At 52.8% G+C, this 21,305-nt stretch carries 15 protein-coding genes; 8 read left to right on the top strand and 7 right to left on the bottom strand.

All coding sequences use genetic code 11. The features are described from left to right. Positions 1-178: 178 nt before the first annotated feature. Both NST26_RS08985 and NST26_RS08990 read left to right on the top strand, forming a co-directional pair. Positions 179-1,996: a PAS domain-containing sensor histidine kinase gene (locus NST26_RS08985; RefSeq protein ID WP_340979050.1), complete on the top strand. Its 1,818-nt coding sequence runs from the start codon at positions 179-181 to the stop codon at positions 1,994-1,996. A 250-nt stretch (positions 1,997-2,246) separates the two neighbouring features. Beyond that, positions 2,247-3,047, top strand: coding sequence for a class I SAM-dependent methyltransferase (locus NST26_RS08990; protein ID WP_340954721.1), 801 nt, complete (start codon positions 2,247-2,249; stop codon positions 3,045-3,047). A 268-nt stretch (positions 3,048-3,315) separates the two neighbouring features. Here the strand turns inward: NST26_RS08990 and NST26_RS08995 are convergent, their stop codons facing one another. From NST26_RS08995 to NST26_RS09005, 3 genes are all read right to left on the bottom strand, one after another. Then, entirely contained in the window at positions 3,316-4,161 is an 846-nt protein-coding gene (locus NST26_RS08995) for a DegV family protein (protein ID WP_036721385.1), read from the bottom strand. Between the two features lie 155 nt (positions 4,162-4,316). Next, positions 4,317-5,177 (bottom strand): AraC family transcriptional regulator, encoded by an 861-nt coding sequence (locus NST26_RS09000; RefSeq protein ID WP_200869495.1) that lies wholly within the window; start codon positions 5,175-5,177, stop codon positions 4,317-4,319. A 109-nt stretch (positions 5,178-5,286) separates the two neighbouring features. Then, positions 5,287-5,580, bottom strand: a complete 294-nt coding sequence (locus NST26_RS09005; RefSeq protein WP_340954715.1) for an alpha-amylase family glycosyl hydrolase — start codon at positions 5,578-5,580, stop codon at positions 5,287-5,289. A gap of 63 nt (positions 5,581-5,643) precedes the next feature. Between NST26_RS09005 and NST26_RS09010 the strand changes: the two genes are divergently transcribed. After that, positions 5,644-6,351 (top strand): HAD family hydrolase, encoded by a 708-nt coding sequence (locus NST26_RS09010; RefSeq protein ID WP_340979051.1) that lies wholly within the window; start codon positions 5,644-5,646, stop codon positions 6,349-6,351. Here NST26_RS09010 and NST26_RS09015 read toward each other — a convergent pair. The 4 genes from NST26_RS09015 to NST26_RS09030 form a co-directional block, all read right to left on the bottom strand. Then, positions 6,341-8,659 carry a glycoside hydrolase family 65 protein gene (locus tag NST26_RS09015; RefSeq protein ID WP_340979052.1) on the bottom strand — a complete coding sequence of 773 codons (2,319 nt, stop codon included), beginning with the start codon at positions 8,657-8,659 and terminating at the stop codon, positions 6,341-6,343. The genes NST26_RS09010 and NST26_RS09015 overlap by 11 nt on opposite strands. A 674-nt stretch (positions 8,660-9,333) precedes the next feature. Further along, entirely contained in the window at positions 9,334-9,996 is a 663-nt protein-coding gene (gene pgmB, locus NST26_RS09020; RefSeq protein WP_340954707.1) for a beta-phosphoglucomutase, read from the bottom strand. 425 nt (positions 9,997-10,421) lie between these two features. Next, entirely contained in the window at positions 10,422-11,456 is a 1,035-nt protein-coding gene (locus NST26_RS09025) for a LacI family DNA-binding transcriptional regulator (protein ID WP_036721398.1), read from the bottom strand. Between the two features lie 449 nt (positions 11,457-11,905). Next, positions 11,906-13,654, bottom strand: a complete 1,749-nt coding sequence (locus NST26_RS09030; protein ID WP_340954703.1) for an alpha-glycosidase — start codon at positions 13,652-13,654, stop codon at positions 11,906-11,908. Positions 13,655-14,520: 866 nt separating this feature from the next. On the opposite strand from NST26_RS09030, the gene NST26_RS09035 reads away from it, so the two are divergent. The 5 genes from NST26_RS09035 to NST26_RS09055 all read left to right on the top strand — a co-directional run bounded on the left by NST26_RS09035 (position 14,521) and on the right by NST26_RS09055 (position 21,183). Further along, positions 14,521-15,855 carry a sugar ABC transporter substrate-binding protein gene (locus NST26_RS09035; RefSeq protein ID WP_036721401.1) on the top strand — a complete coding sequence of 445 codons (1,335 nt, stop codon included), beginning with the start codon at positions 14,521-14,523 and terminating at the stop codon, positions 15,853-15,855. A 101-nt stretch (positions 15,856-15,956) separates the two neighbouring features. After that, a complete protein-coding gene (locus tag NST26_RS09040) occupies positions 15,957-17,270 on the top strand; it encodes a sugar ABC transporter permease (protein ID WP_209872835.1) in 1,314 nt (437 codons plus the stop codon). Further along, positions 17,267-18,115, top strand: coding sequence for a sugar ABC transporter permease (locus NST26_RS09045; protein ID WP_340942434.1), 849 nt, complete (start codon positions 17,267-17,269; stop codon positions 18,113-18,115). The genes NST26_RS09040 and NST26_RS09045 overlap by 4 nt, the downstream gene beginning before the upstream one ends. Before the next feature lie 120 nt (positions 18,116-18,235). Next, positions 18,236-20,416 (top strand): methyl-accepting chemotaxis protein, encoded by a 2,181-nt coding sequence (locus NST26_RS09050; RefSeq protein WP_036721405.1) that lies wholly within the window; start codon positions 18,236-18,238, stop codon positions 20,414-20,416. Positions 20,417-20,496: 80 nt separating this feature from the next. Continuing rightward, positions 20,497-21,183, top strand: coding sequence for a Type 1 glutamine amidotransferase-like domain-containing protein (locus NST26_RS09055; RefSeq protein ID WP_051477732.1), 687 nt, complete (start codon positions 20,497-20,499; stop codon positions 21,181-21,183). The last annotated feature ends 122 nt before the right edge of the window (positions 21,184-21,305 follow it).

Below are 21,305 nucleotides of genomic sequence, written 5' to 3' on the forward strand. Positions count from 1 at the left end.
GATTTGCACTGTTTTTGTTGTTGTACAGCCTGGTTAGTGCTATGTTTTTCTGGCGACCGCTAACGTTTTTTTTGCTATAATAGGAACTAATTCAGAGAGTTCTACATAATCAGAGCGTTTCTGCAGTCTTCGGACGCTAACGATAGCAGGGTTGAAGGAGCAGCGGAGGAGGTGGGCTATGCTTAAGGACTGGGCTTCTATTCTGGACAACGCGCTATCTGGTGAAAGTGCTTATAGGGCGTTGTTCGATCATCATCCGGACTTCATTATTGTGCTGGACAGGCAGGGAAGGTACAGGGACAGTAACCGGATTTTAAGTGCTGAGGAGGCAGGCAGACTGAACGATTGCCGGATGCATCCGCCCGGTGAGGCTCATTTCGCAGCTGCCCTGGCCGGGATTACATCGAGCTTCGAGCTGGCCGTGGAAGCCTCGGAAGGACATGAAGAGACGGGGAGAGGGGCCGGCGGTGCTGAGCCTGGGGGAAATTATGGTGCTGGAAGTGCGGGAAGTACCAGTGCTGGAAATGTGGTAAGTGCTGGTGCTGGAAGTACTGAGAGTGCTGGGAGTTCTGGAAGTGCCAAGGGAACGGGAAATGCTTGCGGTTCAGGGGTTACGGTACGCTATGTGCCGCTTCACACAGACGAGGGCATTGCCGGTGTATTCGCTATCCTCCATGATCCCGGAAACCGCCCCCTGTCCAGTCTGCTGCATAGCTGGGTGAGCATGAGCAGCAGTCTTGCGGCAGGTGCTGAGCGGAATGTGCAGGCAGGAGACGAGTGTTCTGCGTATGCGGATGAAGTGGCCGCCGCGAAGGATGACGAGGAGCTGCCGCAGGCCGAATTCGTGTTCGAGATGGCCGAGGACAAACGGCTTAGCCTCATTCTGAACTCCGTCTCTGCCGGAATCTTCGGCCTGGACAACCTCGGCCGGACCATATTCATTAACCGTGAAGGGGCAGAGATGCTGGGCTACGAGCCGTCAGAGCTGACCGGGCTGCCGATGATGGAGATAATCCATTACATGCATGGAGGCGCGCCCCTCCATTCTCTGCTGGAGTGCCCCATCACGCTTACCCTGCAAGACGGAGTTACCCGCAGCAAGGCGGATGAAGTGTTCTGGCGCAAGGATGGGACCAGCTTCTTCGTGAATTACCGGATCGCTCCGCTGCTGGACAGAGGGATGATCTGCGGTGTGGTTATTTCCTTCAGCGATATTACGAACGAGCGGCAGATTCTCCGCGCCAAGGAATCGGCAGAGCGGGCCGCACAGGCCAAGTCGGATTTCCTGGCAATGATGAGCCATGAGATCCGTACGCCGATGAACGGAATGATCGGTATGGCCGACCTGCTGCTGGAGACCGAGCTTGGGGAGGAGCAGCGCAGCTACGCCGAGATTCTGCGCAGCAGCAGCTACAGCCTGCTGCAGATTCTCAATGACATCCTTGATTTCAGCAAGATGGAGGCGGGCAAGATGCCGCTGCAATCCGAACGCTTCGATCTGCGGGAGATGCTGGAGGGCATTATTGATCTGTTCACTCCAAAGGCGGAGGAGAAGAAGCTCTCTTTGCGCTGGTGGGCAGATACCAGTGTGCCGGACATCGTCACGACCGATCCGAGCCGGCTGCGCCAGATTATCGTCAATCTGGTCGGCAACGCGCTGAAATTCACCGATCGGGGCAGTGTCACCTTGTCAGTCAAGAACATCCCGCTGCCTGCCTCACCGGAATATCTGCTGGAGTTCTCGGTCCGTGATACCGGTGTAGGCATTGCCGACAGCAAGCTGAATCTGCTCTTCCAGTCCTTCTCCCAGCTGCATCCGTCCATTAATCGCAAATACGGCGGAACCGGACTGGGACTTGCCATCTGCAAGCAGCTCGTGGAGCTGATGGGCGGAACGATCTTCGTGGAGAGCGAGGAGGACCGGGGATCGATCTTCCGGTTCATGCTGCCTTTTATGAAGGAAGAGGCGGAGCTGGAGCCGGAGTTACTCTCCTGAGGGTTAACCTGAGCCGGGGGCTGACGCTCACTTGTGTTCTCGTATATCGAGGACAATCACCTGTATTCTCAACTCTCAAGCCAGACAACCCGTTCCCCAAGATACAGTGGGGCGGGTTATTTCTGTTCGTTATATCGACTTTAACGCATGGGTAGCGTAAACCATTAGATTTCAGCTTGTTGCATTATAACCGGATTGTAGTAAAATCAGAAAGTGCCATTTCCAAATTCTTCTTACAAGGGGGAGTAACATGCAAGAGCAGATGTCACGTACGAATAAGGCGGCTTGGGAGACAAAAGCCTATCAGGCTTGGACGCAGTACCATGGTTCACCTGAGGAGCTTGCAGTGCAGCTGCAGCAGGATCCCGCACATACGCTGCGGTATTGGCTCAAGTACACGGGCGATCCGTCAGGCTTGAAGGTGCTGAATCTGCTTGGCTCTCACGGCAGGAAGGCCATTTGCTTCTCGTTGCTTGGCGCTGATGTTACCGTCGTGGATATTTCAGAAGAGAACCGCTTATATGCCTGCGAGGTAGCGGAAGCAGCGGGGGTGAAGCTGGATTACATCTGTGCAGACGCAATGAATATCCCCGGAGAAGAAGCCTTGGGAACGTTCGACGTGGTGCTGATGGAGTTTGGGATTTTGCATTATTTCACTGATTTGAATGCGGTGTTTGCCTTGGTCCGCAGACGGCTGAAGGCAAATGGACGACTTCTGCTGACCGACTTCCACCCGTTCGCCAGGGCATGGCTGACCACGAAGACGCTTCAGCATCCCACCGGCAATTATTTTGACGATACGCTTAGAGAAAGTGAAGTTGCGTTCGCCAAGCTGCTTCCTGAAGAGGAGCGTTCCGGCTTAGGACAAGTGGTGGTGCGGAGCTGGACGCTGGGGGATATCCTGACCTCTGTCGCTTCGCAAGGATTATATATCCGTACCTTCGAAGAAATCAAGAGTGCCGAGCACCCGGGATTCCCCGAATTCTACACGCTGGTTGCCGATGCTGTTGAGGGGCCGCTGAGCCCGTTATATCCCGATACAACAACGTAAACGTAATACAATCCCATGCAAAAGAAAAACAGCAGGTCCCCCGGAGACTTGCTGCTGTCGCGGTGGCACATGGGCCAAATGTAGGCGGAAAACCGCATACAATTGCGGACGCTTGCTTGTTGCAGAGACGTCAGACAACCCATGAACACGAACAAACAGCAGGTCCCCGCCAGGAGACTTGCTGTTTCTTGTGGTAAGCTGTGGCTGTTCGGCAGTTGCCTGATCCGGCAACTACCGGACCTGATGCCTGCTGCGGGGTCCAACCGTTCTAGCGCATATACATCAGACCCACCGTAGCAGGTCCGCAGTGACTCCCGATGACACAGCCGGCATGAATGACGGCGATTTCCTCAACACCGGTCTGCGCGCGCAGCGCGGTCTCCAGAATTTTGGCATCCTCTTCAGCCAGCGTATGGGCAATAATGAGCAGCTCCTTGTCCATATCGGCGGCATTCGCCAGCGCATGGTGGAGCATCTGTTCCACGGCCTTCTCCTTCTTGCCGCGGATGCGGGCAACGGGGACAATGGCTCCGTCCACCAGCCGGAGAACCGGACGGATCTTCAGCAGGCTGCCGATAAAGTTCTGCATCCCAGAACAGCGGCCACCCATGTATAAGTAGTCCAGCGTATCGACAACGAATTCCGATTCTACCCGGTTACGGGCTTCGGTAATCATTGCTGCGATGTTGGCAGCGCTCTCGCCTGCGGCTGCGGCACGTGCAGCCTTCATGACCAGCAGCGCGATTCCGCCGCATAAGGTCTCAGAATCTACGACATGCACCCGGCCCTCCGGGAATTCACCCGCTGCCAGTAGAGCATTCTGATATGTAGAAGATAGAGCAGAGGATAGACTGATATAGACAATATCATGGCCGCTGCTGATCACCGGCTGGAACGCGGCGATGAAATCAGCAGGGGAAGGCGCAGCGGTCTTAGGCAGGGCACCGCCCGCAGCAACCCGGCGGTAGACCTCCTCGGGGGTAATTTCGACCCCGTCCTTGAAGGTACCGTTCTCAAAAACTACATATAACGGCACAATGCCGATATCATATGTGTCCTTCCAGCCTTGCGGCAAATCGGAAGTGCTGTCTGAAAAGATTTTTACGATAGACATGAATATCTCCTTCACCGATCTCGGATGAGAATACACTAGATTATGAAAACTATAATCTATTTATTATACCAAGCTTGGGAAGAATCTCAAAACAAAAAAACAGCTCCACTGTCCAAGCAGACAGCGAAGCCGTTCCCCAAATATCAGCACTGTTCTTATTTCTTCATCACCGGAATCCATACTTCACAGACATAATCCTCTGATCTCGTATCGCCGGGCGGGTATAACTCGATCTCAGGGCCGCCGGTATGCTCGTAGCCGGTTCCCGGGAACCATTCCTGGAAAATGCGTTGCCAGACTCCTTGAATGGCATGCGGCAAAGCACCCTCGGACCGGAAGACTGCCCAGCTGGCGGCCGGAACGACAGTGGTCTCATACCCTTGTGCATCTGTCTCCGGCGTTCCTTCCACCCCGATCCAGTAGGTAAGCTGTTCCTTTTTCATATCCATATCCGTGCAGATGCCAAGCCATTCGCGGGAAGACGCAAGCTCGATCAACTTATCGGAAGTGCCGTCCTCATTGCATTCGTCCCAGAACTGCGGGATTCTCCGGAGATTCTCCCCGTCCCGGGTAGTTACCTCTATTGATTTGCCGATGACGGTAAAAGCTGGTTTATCCACGATTTTGTAGTCCATGTCCTGATCTCCCTTCAATGATAGGTGGAACGAGATGCGGGGGAAGGCTTTGAGCTGTACGCCGGACTTACGCGCTTCCGAGGGGGTAATCCCATGGGCTTTGCGGAACGCCTTGGCGAAGGACTCCGGCGAGTCGTAACCGTATTTCAGCGCCACATCCAGCACACGGACCTTGGACACGGCCAGCTCCTGGGCGGCCAGCGTCAATCTGCGCTTGCGGATATAGTCGGCCACGGTGAAGCCGGTCAGCATACTGAACATGCGTTGGAAGTGGAACGGTGAGACAAAGGCCACCTCAGCCACTTCCTCAATGCGCAGCGTTTCAGTCATTTTCAGCTCCATATAGTCCAGTGCATTCTTCATTCGGATCAGCCATTCCAAGCTCCCCATCTCCTTCTGAAATCATCCTATCATACCACCGCACAGATGTTCCTGTTATTCTCTGCTCATTCATGACAGGGTTCTGCCTGCGTCCTATCCACCTATGATGTCATACTTGAAGGGGTTTGTCAGCATCCGTTAGACTACCCGATCCGGCAGGCTCTAGGATTAGCCACTTTTCACCTTCCAGGGTGCGGGTATAGGCATAGATATATTCATGCTCCGGCAAGAGCAGCTCATAATCGGCATAGACCATAATGGGATGCTGCTTACGCAGACGAATCAATTCTTGATAATAATAAAATACCGAGTCCGCATCAGCCGGTGCCTGCTCCCCATTAATCTCGGTGTAGCGCGGGCAGATCTGGTAGACTACGGCTTCTTTCCAAAAGGTTCTTTTCATAAATGTAGCTCCATTACCATGGTATATTAGGTTTATAGGTTGCAAGGGAATGGAGGGATTGGATTGACAATTCAAGCGGTTCTTTTTGATTTGGATGGAACATTGCTAGACCGGGATACATCCCTGTTAAAGTTCGTACAAGATCAATACAGGCGTTACCCGGAGCTTCAAACCGTTGATCATGATTTGTTTGTTCATCGTTTTATCGAACTTGATAATCACGGCTACCTGTGGAAGGACAAAGTATATCAACAGATCATACAAGAGTTCTCTATTTCGAAGCTGGACTGGAACTTGCTATTGGATGATTACTTATACAACTTCCAGCAACACTGTACAGGCTTCCCGAATTTGTTAACTATGCTTACTGAGCTGAAGAATCATGATCTGAAGATTGCGTTAATCTCGAACGGTTATGGTCAATTTCAATACGATAATTTCAAGGCATTGAACATCGTCCATTTATTCGATGAGGTGCTTATCTCCGAATGGGAGGGACTCCGTAAACCAGATCCGGCCATCTTTCATCGTGCATTAACAAGATTAGGTGTAGACGCGGGCAATGCTCTTTTTGTTGGCGATCATCCGGATAACGATATTCGGGCAAGCCGCGAAGCGGGAATGAAGGCCGTCTGGAAACGGAGTGAACAGTTTGTCACAGTGGCCGAAGCGGATGCAGTCATTGATGATTTGGCAGAATTAGTGGAGCTCTTATTGAAAAAAGCCCCGAAGAAGCCACACATCTTCGGGGCTGATAAGCTTACACCGTGACAGAAGCGCCCCCGGCACTGACAGTGCCTAGTCCGTTCACCATATACTCCTTGCCGTGAATGGTGAGGGAGGCTGGAACCTCGGTTTCGTTGCTGACGGTAACCTGTGCATCGGTCACGGTCACTTTTAGCCGGGAGCCGCGGAACATAATTTTGAACGAATAGGAGGTCCAGTGTCCCGGATTGGACGGGTTCAGAACCAGCCGGTCGTTCAGCACGCGAAGTCCGCCGAAGCCATGAACAACGGACATCCATGTACCCGCCATGCTGGTGGTATGGCAGCCGTCCTCCGTATCGTTATTGTAATTGTCGAGATCCAGGCGTGAGGTCCGCAGGTACATCTCATACGCCTTCTCCTTGTAGCCCAGCTCACTGGCCAGAATGGAATGGATGCAAGGGGAGAGGGAGGACTCATGCACGGTAATCGGCTCGTAAAAGTCGAAGTTGCGCTTCTTGGTCTTCAGATCGTAGCGGTCGCCCAGGAAATAGAGTCCCTGCAGCACATCCGCCTGCTTGATAAAGCAGGAGCGCAGAATCCGGTCCCATGACCATTTCTGGTTCAGCGGCAGGTTCTCCGGCAACACATCCTTGACCTGAATGATCTCCTTGTCAAGAAAGCCGTCCTGCTGGAGGAAGATTCCGCGTTCCTCGTCAGCGGGATAGTACATTTTGGCGATAATCTCACTCCACTTGGCCGTTTCGCTCTCCAGCAGCTCCAGCTTGTCGGCCAGCTCAGCGTAACGCGAACCCTCATTCTCCTGCACATAGGCCAGAGCCTCAAGCGTGTATTCCATCGTCCAGGCGGCCATCCGGTTCGTGTACCAGTTGTTATTGACGTTATTCTCGTATTCATTCGGGCCGGTGACGCCCAGCATCACGTATTTGTCCTTATGCGCCACGTAGTTCACACGCTCCTCCCAGAAGCGCGCAATCTCCACCAGCACCTCCAGGCCGTATTGAGCCAGATAAGCCTTGTCGCCGGTATAATTCACATAGTTATAGATGGCATAGGCAATCGCGCCGTTGCGGTGAATCTCCTCGAATGTAATCTCCCACTCGTTGTGGCACTCCTCACCGTTCATCGTGACCATCGGGTAGAGCGCGCCTTTGCGGTAGCCGAGCTTACGGGCGTTCTCCTTGGCCTTCTCCAGGTGCTTGTAGCGGTAGATCAGCAGATTGCGGGCAATCGCGGAGTCGGCGGTACTGAGATAGAACGGCACACAATAAGCTTCCGTATCCCAGTAGGTGCTGCCGCCGTATTTTTCCCCGGTGAAGCCCTTCGGCCCGATGTTGAGCCGGTCATCCTCACCCGTATACGTCTGATTCAGCTGGAAAATATTGAACCGGATCGCCTGCTGCGCCGACACATCGCCCTCAATAATAATGTCGCTCTCTTTCCACTTGTCGCCCCAAGCCGCAGCCTGTTCTGTCAAAAGCGCCACAAATCCCGCCTCCCGCGCACTTTGCAGTGCCGACCCGGCGGCATCCACGAGCTGTCCCAGCCCGTAATTGCGGGAGGTGACATTCGCAGCATACTTATAAATAACCAGCTGATCGCCGGATTGTACCGGAACATTCACTGTACTGCCCACATATTTGTCTTGCTCCAACACCTCTGCTTCGGCCGCAACCGGCTCCCCATTCAGCAGAATGTCGAAGACGAAGGCGGAGGTGACATGGAAATCAAGCTTTTTGGTCTTCAGGGTCAAATGTCCGCCTTCTGGTCCGGCCTTCTTCTCCACTTCGTTCCAGAACTTCTCGTCATAGTTGGAGTCCTTGTTCTTGATATCGCCGTCCAGGTAGGGGGTTACGGTAATATTCCCTGCAAAATTGAGCGGAGTGAGCGAATAGCGGATCGCCCCGATCTCCTGACGGACCATGCTGACGATGCGGATGCTCTCAACCTTCACTTCTTTGCCGTCTTGGGTGGTTGCGGTGAAGCTGCGTGAGAGCGTGCCTTCCTTCATATTGAGTACGCGGCGGAACTCTGTAACTGTGCAGGTAGCCAGATCCAGCGGGGTTCCGTCCAGCTCGATGTTAATTCCGATCCAGTTGGTGCTGTTCAGCACTTTGGCAAAATACTCCGGGTACCCGTTCTTCCACCAGCCGACCCGTGTCTTGTCAGGGTAATAGACCCCGGCCATGTAGCTGCCTTGCAGGCTGTGCCCGCTGTATTGCTCCTCGAAGTTGGCTCTGCCGCCCATGTATCCGTTCCCGATACTAAATACGCTTTCGGATATTTCCTGGGTTTGCGGATCAAAGGATTCTTCGATAATGGACCATTCGTTGATTGTTAAGTATTGTTTCATGATTTTGGCTCCTTTAAGGGGGGATGGGGATATAAAATGAACCGTGTGCCTCAGTCTTGCCGGTACGTGCAGGCCACTCCGAATGCGAAAGGATGTTACGATCGCTGTTGTCCCCGGATGCCTGTATTCAAGCTATAAGGTAAGCATCCGGGGACAAAGGCGAACGCTGGCGCTTCTGCACATTCCTTTCGCTTTCTGCGCTGATCACGCACCTAGGAGATTTCACACACCGTTCTTTTACTGATGGTAGGGTAGAAGATGCAAGTGCAGCATCTGATCTGACTGATGATCTGCTGATGATTTTGATTAATGAACTGAACTGATTAATTGAACTGATGAATTGAACTGATAAATGTATAGAGAAGTGGATGTTTTCTGCACCATGAGCGAAGCTCAGAGGTTCAGACTTAGAGTTAGTTGTATTCTGTGCATTTAAAAGGTGCGATTAGAGGGACTTGAGTCGTATAACTGTAGTCTGTACAACTAAATCTGCCCTAAAAGGTCATATCAGCTTAAAAGGGATAGCATAGGTGTACAAAGTACAACTAAGCCGATACCCGGGGGATAAATTGGCAATATAGTTGTACAAAGTACAGTTAGGCTGTCCGGCGGACTAGAGATGCCGCTTGAGCGGAAGGGCTCACGGCTAGGCTCACAGGCTCTGTTACTATTCGTCATACAGTGGCAAAAGATTCCTTCAGTGTGGCAACAGTGAGCTGCCGCAGGGAATGGACAACTAGTGTGGCTCCGCCTAGCGTCTCGGGTGAGCCTATGCCCACGCTGCGCATACCGGCACGGGAAGCGGCCAGGATACCGGCAGCGGCATCCTCGAAGACGACGCAGTGTGCGGGAACGGTATCCAGAGCCTGCGCACCCAGCAGGAAGACCTCCGGGTCAGGCTTGGCCGCGCTGGTATGCGTGCCGTCGATGATGGCATCGAAGTATGGGGTCAGGCCGGTATTGTTCAGGATGGTCATCGCGTTCTTGCTGGCGGAGCCGAGGGCTACCTTGATGCCGGCTGTCCGGCATTCCTGCAGAAAGTCCAGGGCGCCGGGCAGAATCTCCGAGCTGTCCATCTTGGCGATATACTCGACATAGCGGTTATTCTTTTGCTCCGCCAGCCGGGCTTTCTCGTCTTCGCCAAGTGTGATGCCGCCGATCTCCAGCAGAATATTCAGCGAAGCGGCCCGGCTGACGCCCTTGAGCCGCTCATTATCCTGCTCTGTGAAGACAAATCCAAGCTCTTCGGCCAGCTCCCTCCAGGCAATATAGTGATACCGGGCAGTGTCCACGAGAACACCGTCCAGATCGAACAGGCAGGCTTTGATATCTGACATGTTGAACCTCCTAATATGATTAGTTAACAATTAGATGTGGTTATCGCGCCAACTGGGCAAGAATCCTGCAAAATATGCAACATTTCTCTGCGAATCATGCCCCGCTGGCGGAAATCCTGCACAAAATGCAACAATCGGTGAAAGCTGGGTGCCAACGGGGCAAGAATCCTGCAAAATATGCAACATTTCTCTGCGAATCGTGCCCTGCTGGTGGAATTCCTGCAAAATGTGCAACAATTCCTATTCACACGAGGGCCGAACAGTGAAAACTAAAAAAGTGTGTATCAGCCCCAGCCTCACCGCCAGTAGCCGCAGGCGGGAATCCCCCTACCAGCAACATTCTGAACTTTAGCGCAAACGTTTGTACAAAGTTCCAAAAAATAAATGAAGCGTAACTCTGCTTCATTCATTTTCTTGTACATGCCTTAATTTCCCGGAGTATGCATAGAGGACTCCCGTACAATTAGACGGTGGGGAATGACAAAACGATTCGTATATCCGTCCTGATTATCCGGCTTCTGAATGTTCTGGATCAACACCTGAGAGGCCGTATAGCCAAGATGATAAATCCCGATATCAATGCTGCTGATCGGAGGACTGGACAGCTCGGAAAGCGGGATATTGTTGAAGCTGACAATCGCCAGATCCTCAGGGACCTTGTACTTCAGCTCGTTCAATCCGCGGAGTACCCCGAATGAGACCATATCATCCACCGCGACAAGCGCTGTCGGACGGTTCGGAAGATTCATGAAGAAGGACATCGCCCTATAGCCGCTGTCCTGCAGGAATTCGCCTTCAACGATCCATTCATCCTTCATTTCCAGACCCTTGCCCTGCATGGCCTTGCGGTAACCCTCCAGCCGGTCGCGCGAGACGATGAGGTTCGGCGGCCCGCTGACGAAGCCGATGCGTTCATGCCCCATGGAGATAAGATGATTCGTCGCATCATAGGCGGCCATGATATTATCATTGTCCACTGACAGAATATCCTCGTAGCGGTCGCTCCGTCCCACCAGGACAAAGGGATAACCGCCCGACTGCAGGAAATCGATCACCGCATCGTCTTTTCGGGAATACAGCAGAATAACGCCGTCCACGCGGCGTCCCTTGAGCAGACGGGAGACAGCTTCAAGCTCCTCCTTCTCGTTTGCTCCGGAGCTGATCAGCACATCATAGCCGGAACGGCTGGACTGAGTGACGATCCCGCGGATTAATTCCATAAAAAACAAATTGGAGAACAGCTCTTCAGCCGGTTTCGGAAGAATGATGCAGATGCTGTTAGTGGTCTTGGATACCAGACTTTTGGCCATCATATTCGGGGTGTAGCCCATTTCTTCCATAATCACTTTGACCTTACGGGAAGTTTCTAAGCTGATTCTGGGATGGCCTGACAACACCCGGGACACCGTGGAGGGTGAGACCCCCGCTTTCTTGGCAACGTCCTTAATGGTAACTGTCATAGAAACCTCCTAATGGAACCGTTTGCTTTACACAGTAATATTAATCGAAGCGGGGATGATTGTAAATAGTGAAACCTCGCATAGGGCGTAATCCCCGTGGCTTCTACGTTCTGAGCACTATACGGCGATACGGCTTAAGCTATTGTGAATCTGGAAGTGGAGCAGAGGGGGATGCAAATCTGTGCAATGAACAAGGGGATTTTGTGCAAAATTAGTGCAAATAGAGTAGAGTTTGTCTTATCAATCTCTAAAAAGTAAGCAGTTGAACATTACTTTTCCGGAAGAATAGCTGGTTCGAAAATTTTAGCAGACACCTATAAATACTCATTATATAGAGGACACAACAGAATTGATTCTATTGTGTCCTGTACTAAGTAGTAGCTCTATTTCATTCTACAAACGTTTGCTCCAAAATGTTCTGGATCAGCCCATAAGAAACCGATCAGAGTTTAGGACATATTGGCCTGGAGCACAGCGAAGCCGTATGCAGGCAGCCTCAGTGACAGCTTGCCGCGTTCGGCATGGAGCGCTTCGCCGGTCCACAGATTCTTCCAATTGCGTTCCTGGACGTCCAGCCGGAAGGTCTGCACCGTCTCCTCCGTATTAATCAGTACGATAATCAGATCATCACCCAGACTGCGCTCGTAGGCCAGCTTGCTGCCCCCGGCTGCGGCTTCAAGGAAGGTGAAGCGTCCGGTGCGCAGCGCCGGATGGCTGCCGCGGATCTCAATCAGCTTACGGTAAAAGTTGAATAAATTGCGGTCCTGCCGCTCCGGGTCCCACTCCATACATTTACGGCAGTCCGGGTCGCCTCCGCCATCCATTCCGATCTCGTCTCCGTAGTAAATGCAGGGCGTGCCCATGAAGGTGAACTGGAACAGTGCAGCCAGCTTCATGACGTTCTTATCGCCCTCGGCTACAGTCAGCAGACGCGCAGTATCATGGCTGTCCAGCAGATTGAAGGCGACCTCACTGGCCTGGAGCGGATACCGGGACAGCTGTCTGCCGATCGAATGGGCGAAGCCTTCCGCATCGAGCGTTCCGTAGACGAAGAAGTCAAGCACTGCATCTGTGAACGGGTAGTTCATGACGGCATCGAATTTGTCGCCTTCCAGCCAAGGGGCTGATTCATGCCAGATCTCGCCCAGAATGTAAGCCTCGGGATTGGCACGCTTCACGACTTTGCGGAAATCACGCCAGAATTCGTGATCCACCTCGTTGGCCACATCCAGACGCCAGCCGTCGATGCCCACCTCCTTGATCCAATACTCGGCGACCTTCAGCAGATACTCCTTCACCTCAGGATGCTCTGTGTTCAGCTTCGGCATCAGCGGCTCGAAGGCGAAGGCATCGTAGGTTGGAATATTGTTCACGACCTGGAGCGGATATTCCCTGATATGGAACCAGTTCTTATACTCCGAATCCTCGCCCTTCTCCAGTACATCCACGAACGGGGCGAAGGTACGGCCCGCATGGTTGAAGACCGCGTCCAGCAGCACACGGATGCCGCGCTCATGACAAGCATCGACCAATCTTTTCAGCGTGTCCACATCACCGAAATGCGGATCGACCTGCATATAGTCCTCCGTGTCGTATTTGTGATTGGTGGTGGCAGTGAAGACCGGTGTGAAATAAATGCCCGTAATGCTCAGCTCCGTCAGATGGTCGAGATGATCTATGACACCCTGCAGATCTCCGCCGAAGAAATTATCCGGCCGGGGGGTTCCGCCCCAAGGCTCCACATTAGCGGGACTTATGTCAGGATTGCCGTTAGCGAACCGTTCCGGGAAAATCTGATAAAACACCGCATCCTTGACCCAGGCCGGAGGCGTGAAGACATCACCGCGGCTTATGTAGGGAAATTCGAACAGGCGGTTGGGGTTCGCGGGACGCTCCTTCTGGAAATCACTCTCTGTCATCCAGATGCGCTCTTGGCCCTGCTGAAGCAGGAAGCCATATTTCAGCCTGCGGTAGAGCGGAACCGATTCGCATTCCCAGTAATCGAACATCGCATCGGAAGTGAACAGGGTCATCGGGATCAATTCCTTGGTGGTATCCCAGGCATATTTATCACCCGCCCAGGCGAAGACCTCGGTCAGATCCCCCTTCTTGGCACGCAGCCGCAGGTGGATGGTGTTGTGATCATAGGCATACGACCAGTTCAGACGGGGACGATGATACACGGCTTCTAATAACATATTAATTCCTCCTAGATTTAGTTTGGCTATATAGATTGAACTTTAAAATTTAAGTTAAGGGAAAAGTGGCGGAGGGGAATTTTGGAACTGGAGGAGCGATAGCGACCGCCTTTGTCTGCGGATTTCGACCGCGAACAGCGGTATAAAATAATGAAATCTGCAGACAACAGCGGCCGGAAGTCCAAAACTTCTCTGGAGTCACGGCTAATCCCAAAACATAAAAACCAGTAGTTCAATTTATATAGATTCCACACCCGATTCTGCACACAACAAAAAGGCACAACCGCCGGTTAGATTACGCCGAGGTTGTACCCGAGAAGGGACAGTGCCTTTAGATTGGTGAAGAATGAGGTGTTTCATGATGGTTTGGATTATAGCACGGAACAAAATGAGGTTCAAGAGGTTTGTACAAACAGTTGCACAAAGTTTTAGGAAGGGGAAACCGATTTCCAAAGTCTGTAAATTGATAATATTTAGCAATTATATAACAATATTCGTTCAAATACGACAAAAAATGCAGAAAAGAATTTTGAAACCGAAGTATATCCAAGTTATTTAAAGAAATCATGCGATAAAAATAGTAAAGGTAACATTATCCATAATAAACGGCTAAATTCAATTGAATTTACTATGTGCAAACGTTTTTACAACTGCGAGTTAGCTGATGTATTATGGATTCAGGAATGAAGCGCTTTCTAAACCGGGTATAACGTATTCGGAAGAGGCAATTGGAGAAAGCAGAATTTTTTTTGAATCCTCTGAAATCGTTTGCGCAAAGTAGGGAGCAGCAACGTCAAGTCAGTCAAGTCAAAAGAAGCATCATCGTCAAATCAAGTGATATACACACACAGGAGGGGTTAAAAGGAATGAATCTCAAAAAACTTATGGTTCTCACCGCAGCGTGCTCGATGGCAATGTCAATTACGGCGTGCGGCTCAAACAACAATGCCGGAGGAAATGCGGCAGCCACTAATGCTCCTGCGGATAATGCAGCAGCTACCGATAATGCGGGGGCAGGCAGCGACAACGCACCGGCAGCAGGTGAGATCGTCCCGGAAGAGGGCGCTTCACTTGTGATCTGGGAGAGTAAGGAAGAAAGACAGTTCGCTGAAGAAGTTGCGAAGCAGTTCACTGCCAAGTATAACGTTCCGGTCAAAATTGAAGAGGTAGCCCCGCCGGATCAGGTTGGCAAGCTCACCCAGGATGGCCCTTCCGGTCTGGCTGCGGACGTCATCATCATTCCTCATGATAATCTCGGCAAGGCGGCAAGCGCGAGTCTGCTGCTCCCTAATGATATTTTTGCAGAACAGACCAAGGCGGAGAACACTGAGGCTTCCATCGTGGGTTCTTCCTATGACGGCGAGCTGTACGGCTATCCGAGAGCGGCGGAGACCTATGCGCTGTTCTACAACAAGTCTCTGGTCAAAGAAGCTCCCAAATCCTTCGATGACGTTATTGCCTTCAGCAAAACGTTCACGGATAAAGCCAAGAACCGTTACGGCATTATGTGGGAAGTCGGCAACATGTACTTCAACTATCCGTTCATCGCCACTACCGGAGGTTACCTGTTCGGCAAAGACGGTACCGACAAGGACGATATCGGCCTGAACAATGAAGGTGCGATCAAAGGCCTGACTGAATTTGCCAAGCTGAAGGAAGTCCTGCCGATCAAGAGCGGTGACATCAACCCGGACATCAAGCGCAGCCTGTTCAACAGCGGGGATGTCGCCATGGATATTACAGGACCTTGGGAGCTTGCGGGATATAAAGAAGCGCTGGGCGACAACCTCGGAATTGCTCCGGTTCCTACTATTGACGGCAAAACCGCCATTACCTTCTCCGGGATCAAAATTTTCACCGTCAACGCCTACACTCAGTATCCGAATGCGGCTAAACTCTATGCACACTTTGCTTCCGGCAAAGATTCGCAGCTGACACTTAACAAGCTGGTCGGCTCCGTGCCGACGAACCTCGAAGCGCTGAAAGATCCACAGATTACGGGTGACGAGTTCGTATCCGCGTTCGCAGAACAGGCGAAGAACTCCCAGCCGATGCCTTCGATTCCTGAGATGGGGAACGTCTGGAGCCCGGTGAATGCTGCACTTCCGGCCATCTGGGATAACAATACTGATCCGAAGGCAGCCATGGACAAAGCCGTAGAGCAGATTAAAGACCTGAACAACGGGGCTTCTGCCCAGTAACTACACAATCAACAGCTTACCGTGGAATTAGAGTTGCCCGCCGCATAGCCTGCGGCGGGCAGTTTCCTTGAATTCCGCACGGAGAGGAGAACGGAAGGGAAATGCAGCGACACAAAGCGAGAGCTGGAATACTGTCGGCCATTTTTATGGGACTCGGGCAAATATATAACCGCCAATTCATCAAAGGGCTTATGTTCATAGCTGTAGAAGCTGTGGCACTTATCTATTTCATTAGCAATCTGGGAAGAGCCTTCTGGGGGATTACTACGCTCGGGGAATCTCCAAGCCGTCTGGAAAAGGTAAAGGGGATTGCCAAAATGGTTCCCGGGGACCATTCCATCGTCATTCTGATTGAAAGCCTGATCACCCTGCTGTTCTTTGTGTTATTCCTGATCATCTGGTACATGAATATTAGGGATGCCTATAAAATCGGAGCAGAACGCGAAAACGGCCGTCCGTCCAATACATTTAAACAATCTGTACGTTACATCCTCGACTATAAATTCGCCCAGAGCTTCCTGCTGCTCCCGGGTATGGGCATTCTGTTCTTCACCATTATGCCGATCATCTTTATGATCATGCTGGCCTTTACCAACTATGCTGCACCGAACCACATTCCTCCGGCGAAGCTTGTAGACTGGGTAGGGTTCGAGACCTTCCGCAATCTGCTGGTGCTGAAATCATGGAGCCATACCTTTTACGGTGTACTTACCTGGACCATTATCTGGGCGGTTCTTTCGACTGTAACTACTTATTTCGGCGGGATGCTGGTTGCCCTGCTGATCAGCCAAAAAGGCATACGCTTCAAAGGCATGTGGAGAATGCTCCTGATCATTCCTTACGCCATTCCGCAGATGATCTCGCTCCTCTTGATGCGCAACCTGTTCAACGGGCAATTCGGCCCGATTAATCAGTATCTCGGCTATTTCGGACTAGGCGGCCTGCCTTGGCTGACTGATCCATTCTGGGCCAAGGTTACGGTTATTGTCGTCAACATGTGGGTGGGAATTCCGGTATCCATGCTGCTGATTATGGGGGTGCTGACTACGATTCCCCGCGATATGTATGAGGCGGCCGAGGTGGACGGTGCGACCAATTACCAGAAATTCCGTATCGTTACCCTGCCGATGATTCTGTTCTCTACCGCACCTACGCTGATTATGCAGTTCGCGGGGAATATCAACAACTTCAACGCGATCTTCCTGCTGACGGGAGGGAACCCGGTGAACGGAAACTACCAGTACGCCGGCTCGACGGATCTGCTCGTCACCTGGCTGTATAAGCTGACGCTGGATCAGAACAAGAATAATATGGCGTCTGCGATCGGCATTATCCTGTTCATCATTGTTGCCGGGTTCTCCCTGTACAATTACCGCCGGACCAAATCGTTCCAAGAGGAGGATATGATTCAATGATCATCGGACGCAAGGCAGCGAATTTTATTCGTCTCTGCTTAAGCTATATCGTTCTTGTTGCACTGGCGGTTGCTGCAATCTATCCGGCACTCTGGATCCTGCTTGCCTCGTTCCGGCCGGGTAAATCCCTGTACAGCAAGACGCTGATTCCCGAGACATTCACCCTCGCCCACTATAAGGAGCTGTTCACCTCACCGGTCTATATGTTTGGAACCTGGTATGGGAATACGCTTAAGATTGCGGTGTTCTCGATGCTGATCGGGGTGGTGCTGACGCTGTTGACCAGCTATGCCTTATCCCGGTTCCGGTTCAAAAGCCGCAAGACCACCATGTCCACACTGCTGATTCTCGGGATGTTCCCGGGCTTCATGAGCATGATTGCCATCTATCTGCTCCTGAAGGAATTCAACCTGCTGGATACCCATCTGGCGCTGATTATTGTCTATGCGGCCGGAGCGCCGCTTGGAGGAACGCTGATCGCCAAGGGGTTCCTGGATACGATTCCGCGTTCGCTGGATGAAGCCGCGCGGATTGACGGGGCGAGCAACTTCGGGATTTTTACCCGGATTATTCTGCCTTTATCCCGTCCGATGATTACTTATATAGCGCTGACCCTGTTTGTGGGCCCGTGGGTCGATTTCATCTTCGCCAAGCTGATTCTGCGGACCAAGGAGAACTGGACGGTTGCCGTGGGGATGTGGGATATGGTCAATACGATGCAGAATTCCAACTTCACGCTGTTCGCGGCGGGAGCCGTGCTGATCTCTGTACCCATAATGATTCTCTTTGCCTTCCTGCAGCGTCTGCTGGTTGACGGCCTGACGGCGGGGGCAAGCAAGGGGTAGAAAATAGTAATTAGACAATGTATGTACGAATAACGGGTGCGGCCTTGAAGCAGTTCTGAGGGGCTGCACCTTTCTTTTATGGAGGAGAAATCGTAATCTGCATGATAAGGGGAGAGTGTAATGAAACGCCGGCGATTCATTAATTTCAGCTCGGTTGGCGTCAAGTTATTCGTAATTCTGTTCTGTACTATTGTCCTGTTGTCCTCAGTTCTGGGCTTAACCTCCTATTATGCGGCAAAAGGGATCATTACCGATGAGGTGGCAGCAGCCTCCTCACAGTCCATTGTCCAGGCGGCGGACAAGCTGGATTTCCTGTTCGCTGAATATGAAGCGCTCTCCAGGCAATTCGCTGTAGATCCGGCGTTAAAGGCTGATATGGAGACGGTTAATCGCCCGTCCGCCGGTACGGTTGCAAGGTCAGCCGCAGAGGACCGGATACGCCGCAAGCTGGACTCCGTCAGAGGATCGGATGAGCGGCTGCTCGGAGTCCGGCTGGTCGCAAGAAGCATGGTGGACGCCGAATCCTACAAATCGACGGGGATTAGCGGAGTGCGCAGTGATGAAGGCATCCTGGCCCGGATGAAGGAGATTGATAACGGTAAAGGCAATCCGGTCTGGTTCCCCGTCCGGGCTAAAGGCTTCTTCGACGCGTACAGCGAGTCCGCTATGACGATGGGCCGTCTGCTGCGGAATATTCAGAATCCGGCGGCAGAGTATTATATGCTGATCGAGGTGAAGGGACAGGCACTGACAGATGTGCTGTCCAACCTGCATATCGGGCTGGGTGGGGAGATCCGCATCCTCGATTCTTCGGGCCGGGTTGCATACAGTGCTGACGATGCACTGCTCGGGCAGGCTTCTTACATACATACTGGAGCGTTAAAGGACGGGGCGCTGACGGGAGTGCAAAAGGGTGAGGAGCAGAAGCTGCCTGGGGCAGTGAAGAGTGAGGAGCGGGAGCTGACCGGAAAACGGGAGAATGAGGGACAAGAGCCGGCCGGAGCACGGCAAGGGGAGAGCGGGAAGCGGTCCTTCACAGCCGGGGATGAGCAGGGGAGTGCGCAGCTGGTAGTCTACCAGCCGTTGAGTACAGCGGACTGGACGCTGCTGGGTTATGCGCCGGTGAGCGATTTCACCAAATCGGCCGACAGGCTGCTCTATATTACCTTGCTGGTAGTCTTGGCTGCAGCCTTGATTGCTCTGATCATTGGCTACGTTCTGGTGCGGCTGATCGGCCGTCCGCTTGGCAAGCTGGCCCGGTTGATGGAAGAGGGCGAGCAGGGCAATCTGCAGGTGCGGACCAGCTTCAAGGGCCGGGATGAGATCGGACGGCTGGGCCACAGCTTTAACCGGATGATGGAGCAGATCTCCCGGATGGCCGGGCAGAGCAGCAACTCGGCTGCTGAAGTGCTGGTGACCTCGGAGCAGCTCGTTGCCGCTTCCGGCGCGATCAGCGGCCAGGCCAGTGAGGTCGCAACTGCTACCGGCGAAATCGCCGGGGGAGCCGCCAGTCTGGCAGCCGAGGCCGAGAGCAGCAATGCCAAGGTGGAGCTGATGGGCGGCAAGACCAGCGAAGTAGCAGAAAGGAATGCAGTGATGGCCGCTTCCGCTGAGAAGGTCATGGAGGTCAGTGACCAGGGAGCGGAGCGGATGAAGAGGCTGGTATCGCAGAGTGAGGATGTGCTGAAGCTGATGGACCTGATTCAGGAGAATTCAGCCATGCTGCGGGATAGCACGGTGCTGATCCGCAGCATTCTCTCCCCGATGATTGCGATGAACAAGCAGACGAATATTCTGGCGCTGAACGCTTCAATTGAAGCCGTGCGCGCAGGCGCCGCCGGGAGAGGCTTCATAGTCATTGCCAATGAGATCAGAGGGCTGGCCAATCAATCGAGTGAGTCGATTGCTTCTGTCTCCCGGATTACCGAGGAGATCAGCGGCCATATCGAGAACACGGTCAAGGTTGTGAGTGAGGCTGCGCCGATGTTCCACAGCCAGCTGGCCTCGGTCCGGGAATCCTCGCTCATCTTCGGGAGTGTGAGGGCCGAGATGGAGGTGTTCAGCGGAGTTCTGAACCAATCCTCGGCGGCGGTCTCCGAGCTGGCCGAATACCAGCAGCAAGTGGGACAATCCATGGCGAGTGTGATCTCGGTGGTGCAGCAGACCAGCGCCTCTACGGAAGAGGTGGCGTCCATGTCCTCACAGCAATTCACGGTCAGCAGGGAGCTGGTCGCCCTGTCGCACAGGCTGGAGGAGCTGGCGGAGCAGCTGAAGCAGTCGATGATTTCTTTTCAGGGCTGAAGGGATAAAAGGCTGAGGGGGAGCGGGCGAGGAAGCGTATTGCGGGAACCTGCGCTTTTCTATAAGATGGATGAGGTAAGATGCAGGATATCTTGAATACTGAAGGTGATGTCATGGACAAGCATTTATTTCTGAACGGCGGCGGTCCTCCGTTTACCCGTGGACTGGCACGGAGGTTCGTAAGCGTGATGGCAGCAGGACCAGTCGCTGTATTATTTGAAGAAGGCGAAGACTGGCCGGACTATATGGCAGCTTGCATGCAGCCGCTGGTTGACGCGGGGATATCCGAGATCCGTTATTTGCCGCTGAAATCCACAGCGGTGGAGACAGCTATGGAGAGTCTGCGGGCTTGCGGCGGGATCTTTATCGGAGGCGGGGATACGGATCTGTATGCCGACCTCATTGTGGATACAGCTATCGGGGAGGTGATCCGACAGCGGTATGAGTCCGGTGTGCCGGTTACCGGCTTCTCGGCAGGAGCCTTGATTAGCCCGGAGTGCTGTGTAATTTCCGCCAAGGATAATGAGAGCAGACAATTCAAACACCGCAAGGGCCTTAATCTGATTCCTGATCTGCTGCTATCCGTCCATTTCACCCAGTGGGATGAGGAGGAGCATCTGCGGACAGCGGTCCGTACCCTCGGGGAGCTGCCGAATTACGGAATTGACGAAGAGACCGGCATCTACCTGCTGAATGGACAGCCCGAAGAGATAGAGGGTGGCGCGGTGTACAGTCTGGTGAATGGAATATTGACAAAGATTCATTGAAGATGATGAACGGGAGCAGAGGGCGCGGGCCTTCTGCTCTTTTTTTTGCGCCGGGGAATCTGGGCATGTAAGCTCCAGACTGGTATGAAGGCATGTAGGCGGAATGTAATCGGAAAACCGAT

Origin of the sequence: Paenibacillus sp. FSL R7-0128, assembly GCF_038002245.1 — a bacterium.
Lineage (GTDB): Bacteria > Bacillota > Bacilli > Paenibacillales > Paenibacillaceae > Paenibacillus_AQ > Paenibacillus_AQ silagei.

Bases quoted from the DNA above. Each gene is read 5' to 3' on its own strand.
- NST26_RS09025 (WP_036721398.1), bottom strand. From the start codon at position 11,456: ATGACAGTTACCATTAAGGACGTTGCCAAGAAAGCGGGGGTCTCACCC.
- NST26_RS08990 (WP_340954721.1), top strand. From the start codon at position 2,247: ATGCAAGAGCAGATGTCACGTACGAATAAGGCGGCTTGGGAGACAAAA.
- NST26_RS09050 (WP_036721405.1), top strand. From the start codon at position 18,236: ATGAAACGCCGGCGATTCATTAATTTCAGCTCGGTTGGCGTCAAGTTA.
- NST26_RS09005 (WP_340954715.1), bottom strand. From the start codon at position 5,580: ATGAAAAGAACCTTTTGGAAAGAAGCCGTAGTCTACCAGATCTGCCCG.
- pgmB (WP_340954707.1), bottom strand. From the start codon at position 9,996: ATGTCAGATATCAAAGCCTGCCTGTTCGATCTGGACGGTGTTCTCGTG.
- NST26_RS09030 (WP_340954703.1), bottom strand. From the start codon at position 13,654: ATGTTATTAGAAGCCGTGTATCATCGTCCCCGTCTGAACTGGTCGTAT.
- NST26_RS09040 (WP_209872835.1), top strand. From the start codon at position 15,957: ATGCAGCGACACAAAGCGAGAGCTGGAATACTGTCGGCCATTTTTATG.
- NST26_RS08995 (WP_036721385.1), bottom strand. From the start codon at position 4,161: ATGTCTATCGTAAAAATCTTTTCAGACAGCACTTCCGATTTGCCGCAA.
- NST26_RS09055 (WP_051477732.1), top strand. From the start codon at position 20,497: ATGCAGGATATCTTGAATACTGAAGGTGATGTCATGGACAAGCATTTA.
- NST26_RS09045 (WP_340942434.1), top strand. From the start codon at position 17,267: ATGATCATCGGACGCAAGGCAGCGAATTTTATTCGTCTCTGCTTAAGC.
- NST26_RS09015 (WP_340979052.1), bottom strand. From the start codon at position 8,659: ATGAAACAATACTTAACAATCAACGAATGGTCCATTATCGAAGAATCC.
- NST26_RS09035 (WP_036721401.1), top strand. From the start codon at position 14,521: ATGAATCTCAAAAAACTTATGGTTCTCACCGCAGCGTGCTCGATGGCA.
- NST26_RS08985 (WP_340979050.1), top strand. From the start codon at position 179: ATGCTTAAGGACTGGGCTTCTATTCTGGACAACGCGCTATCTGGTGAA.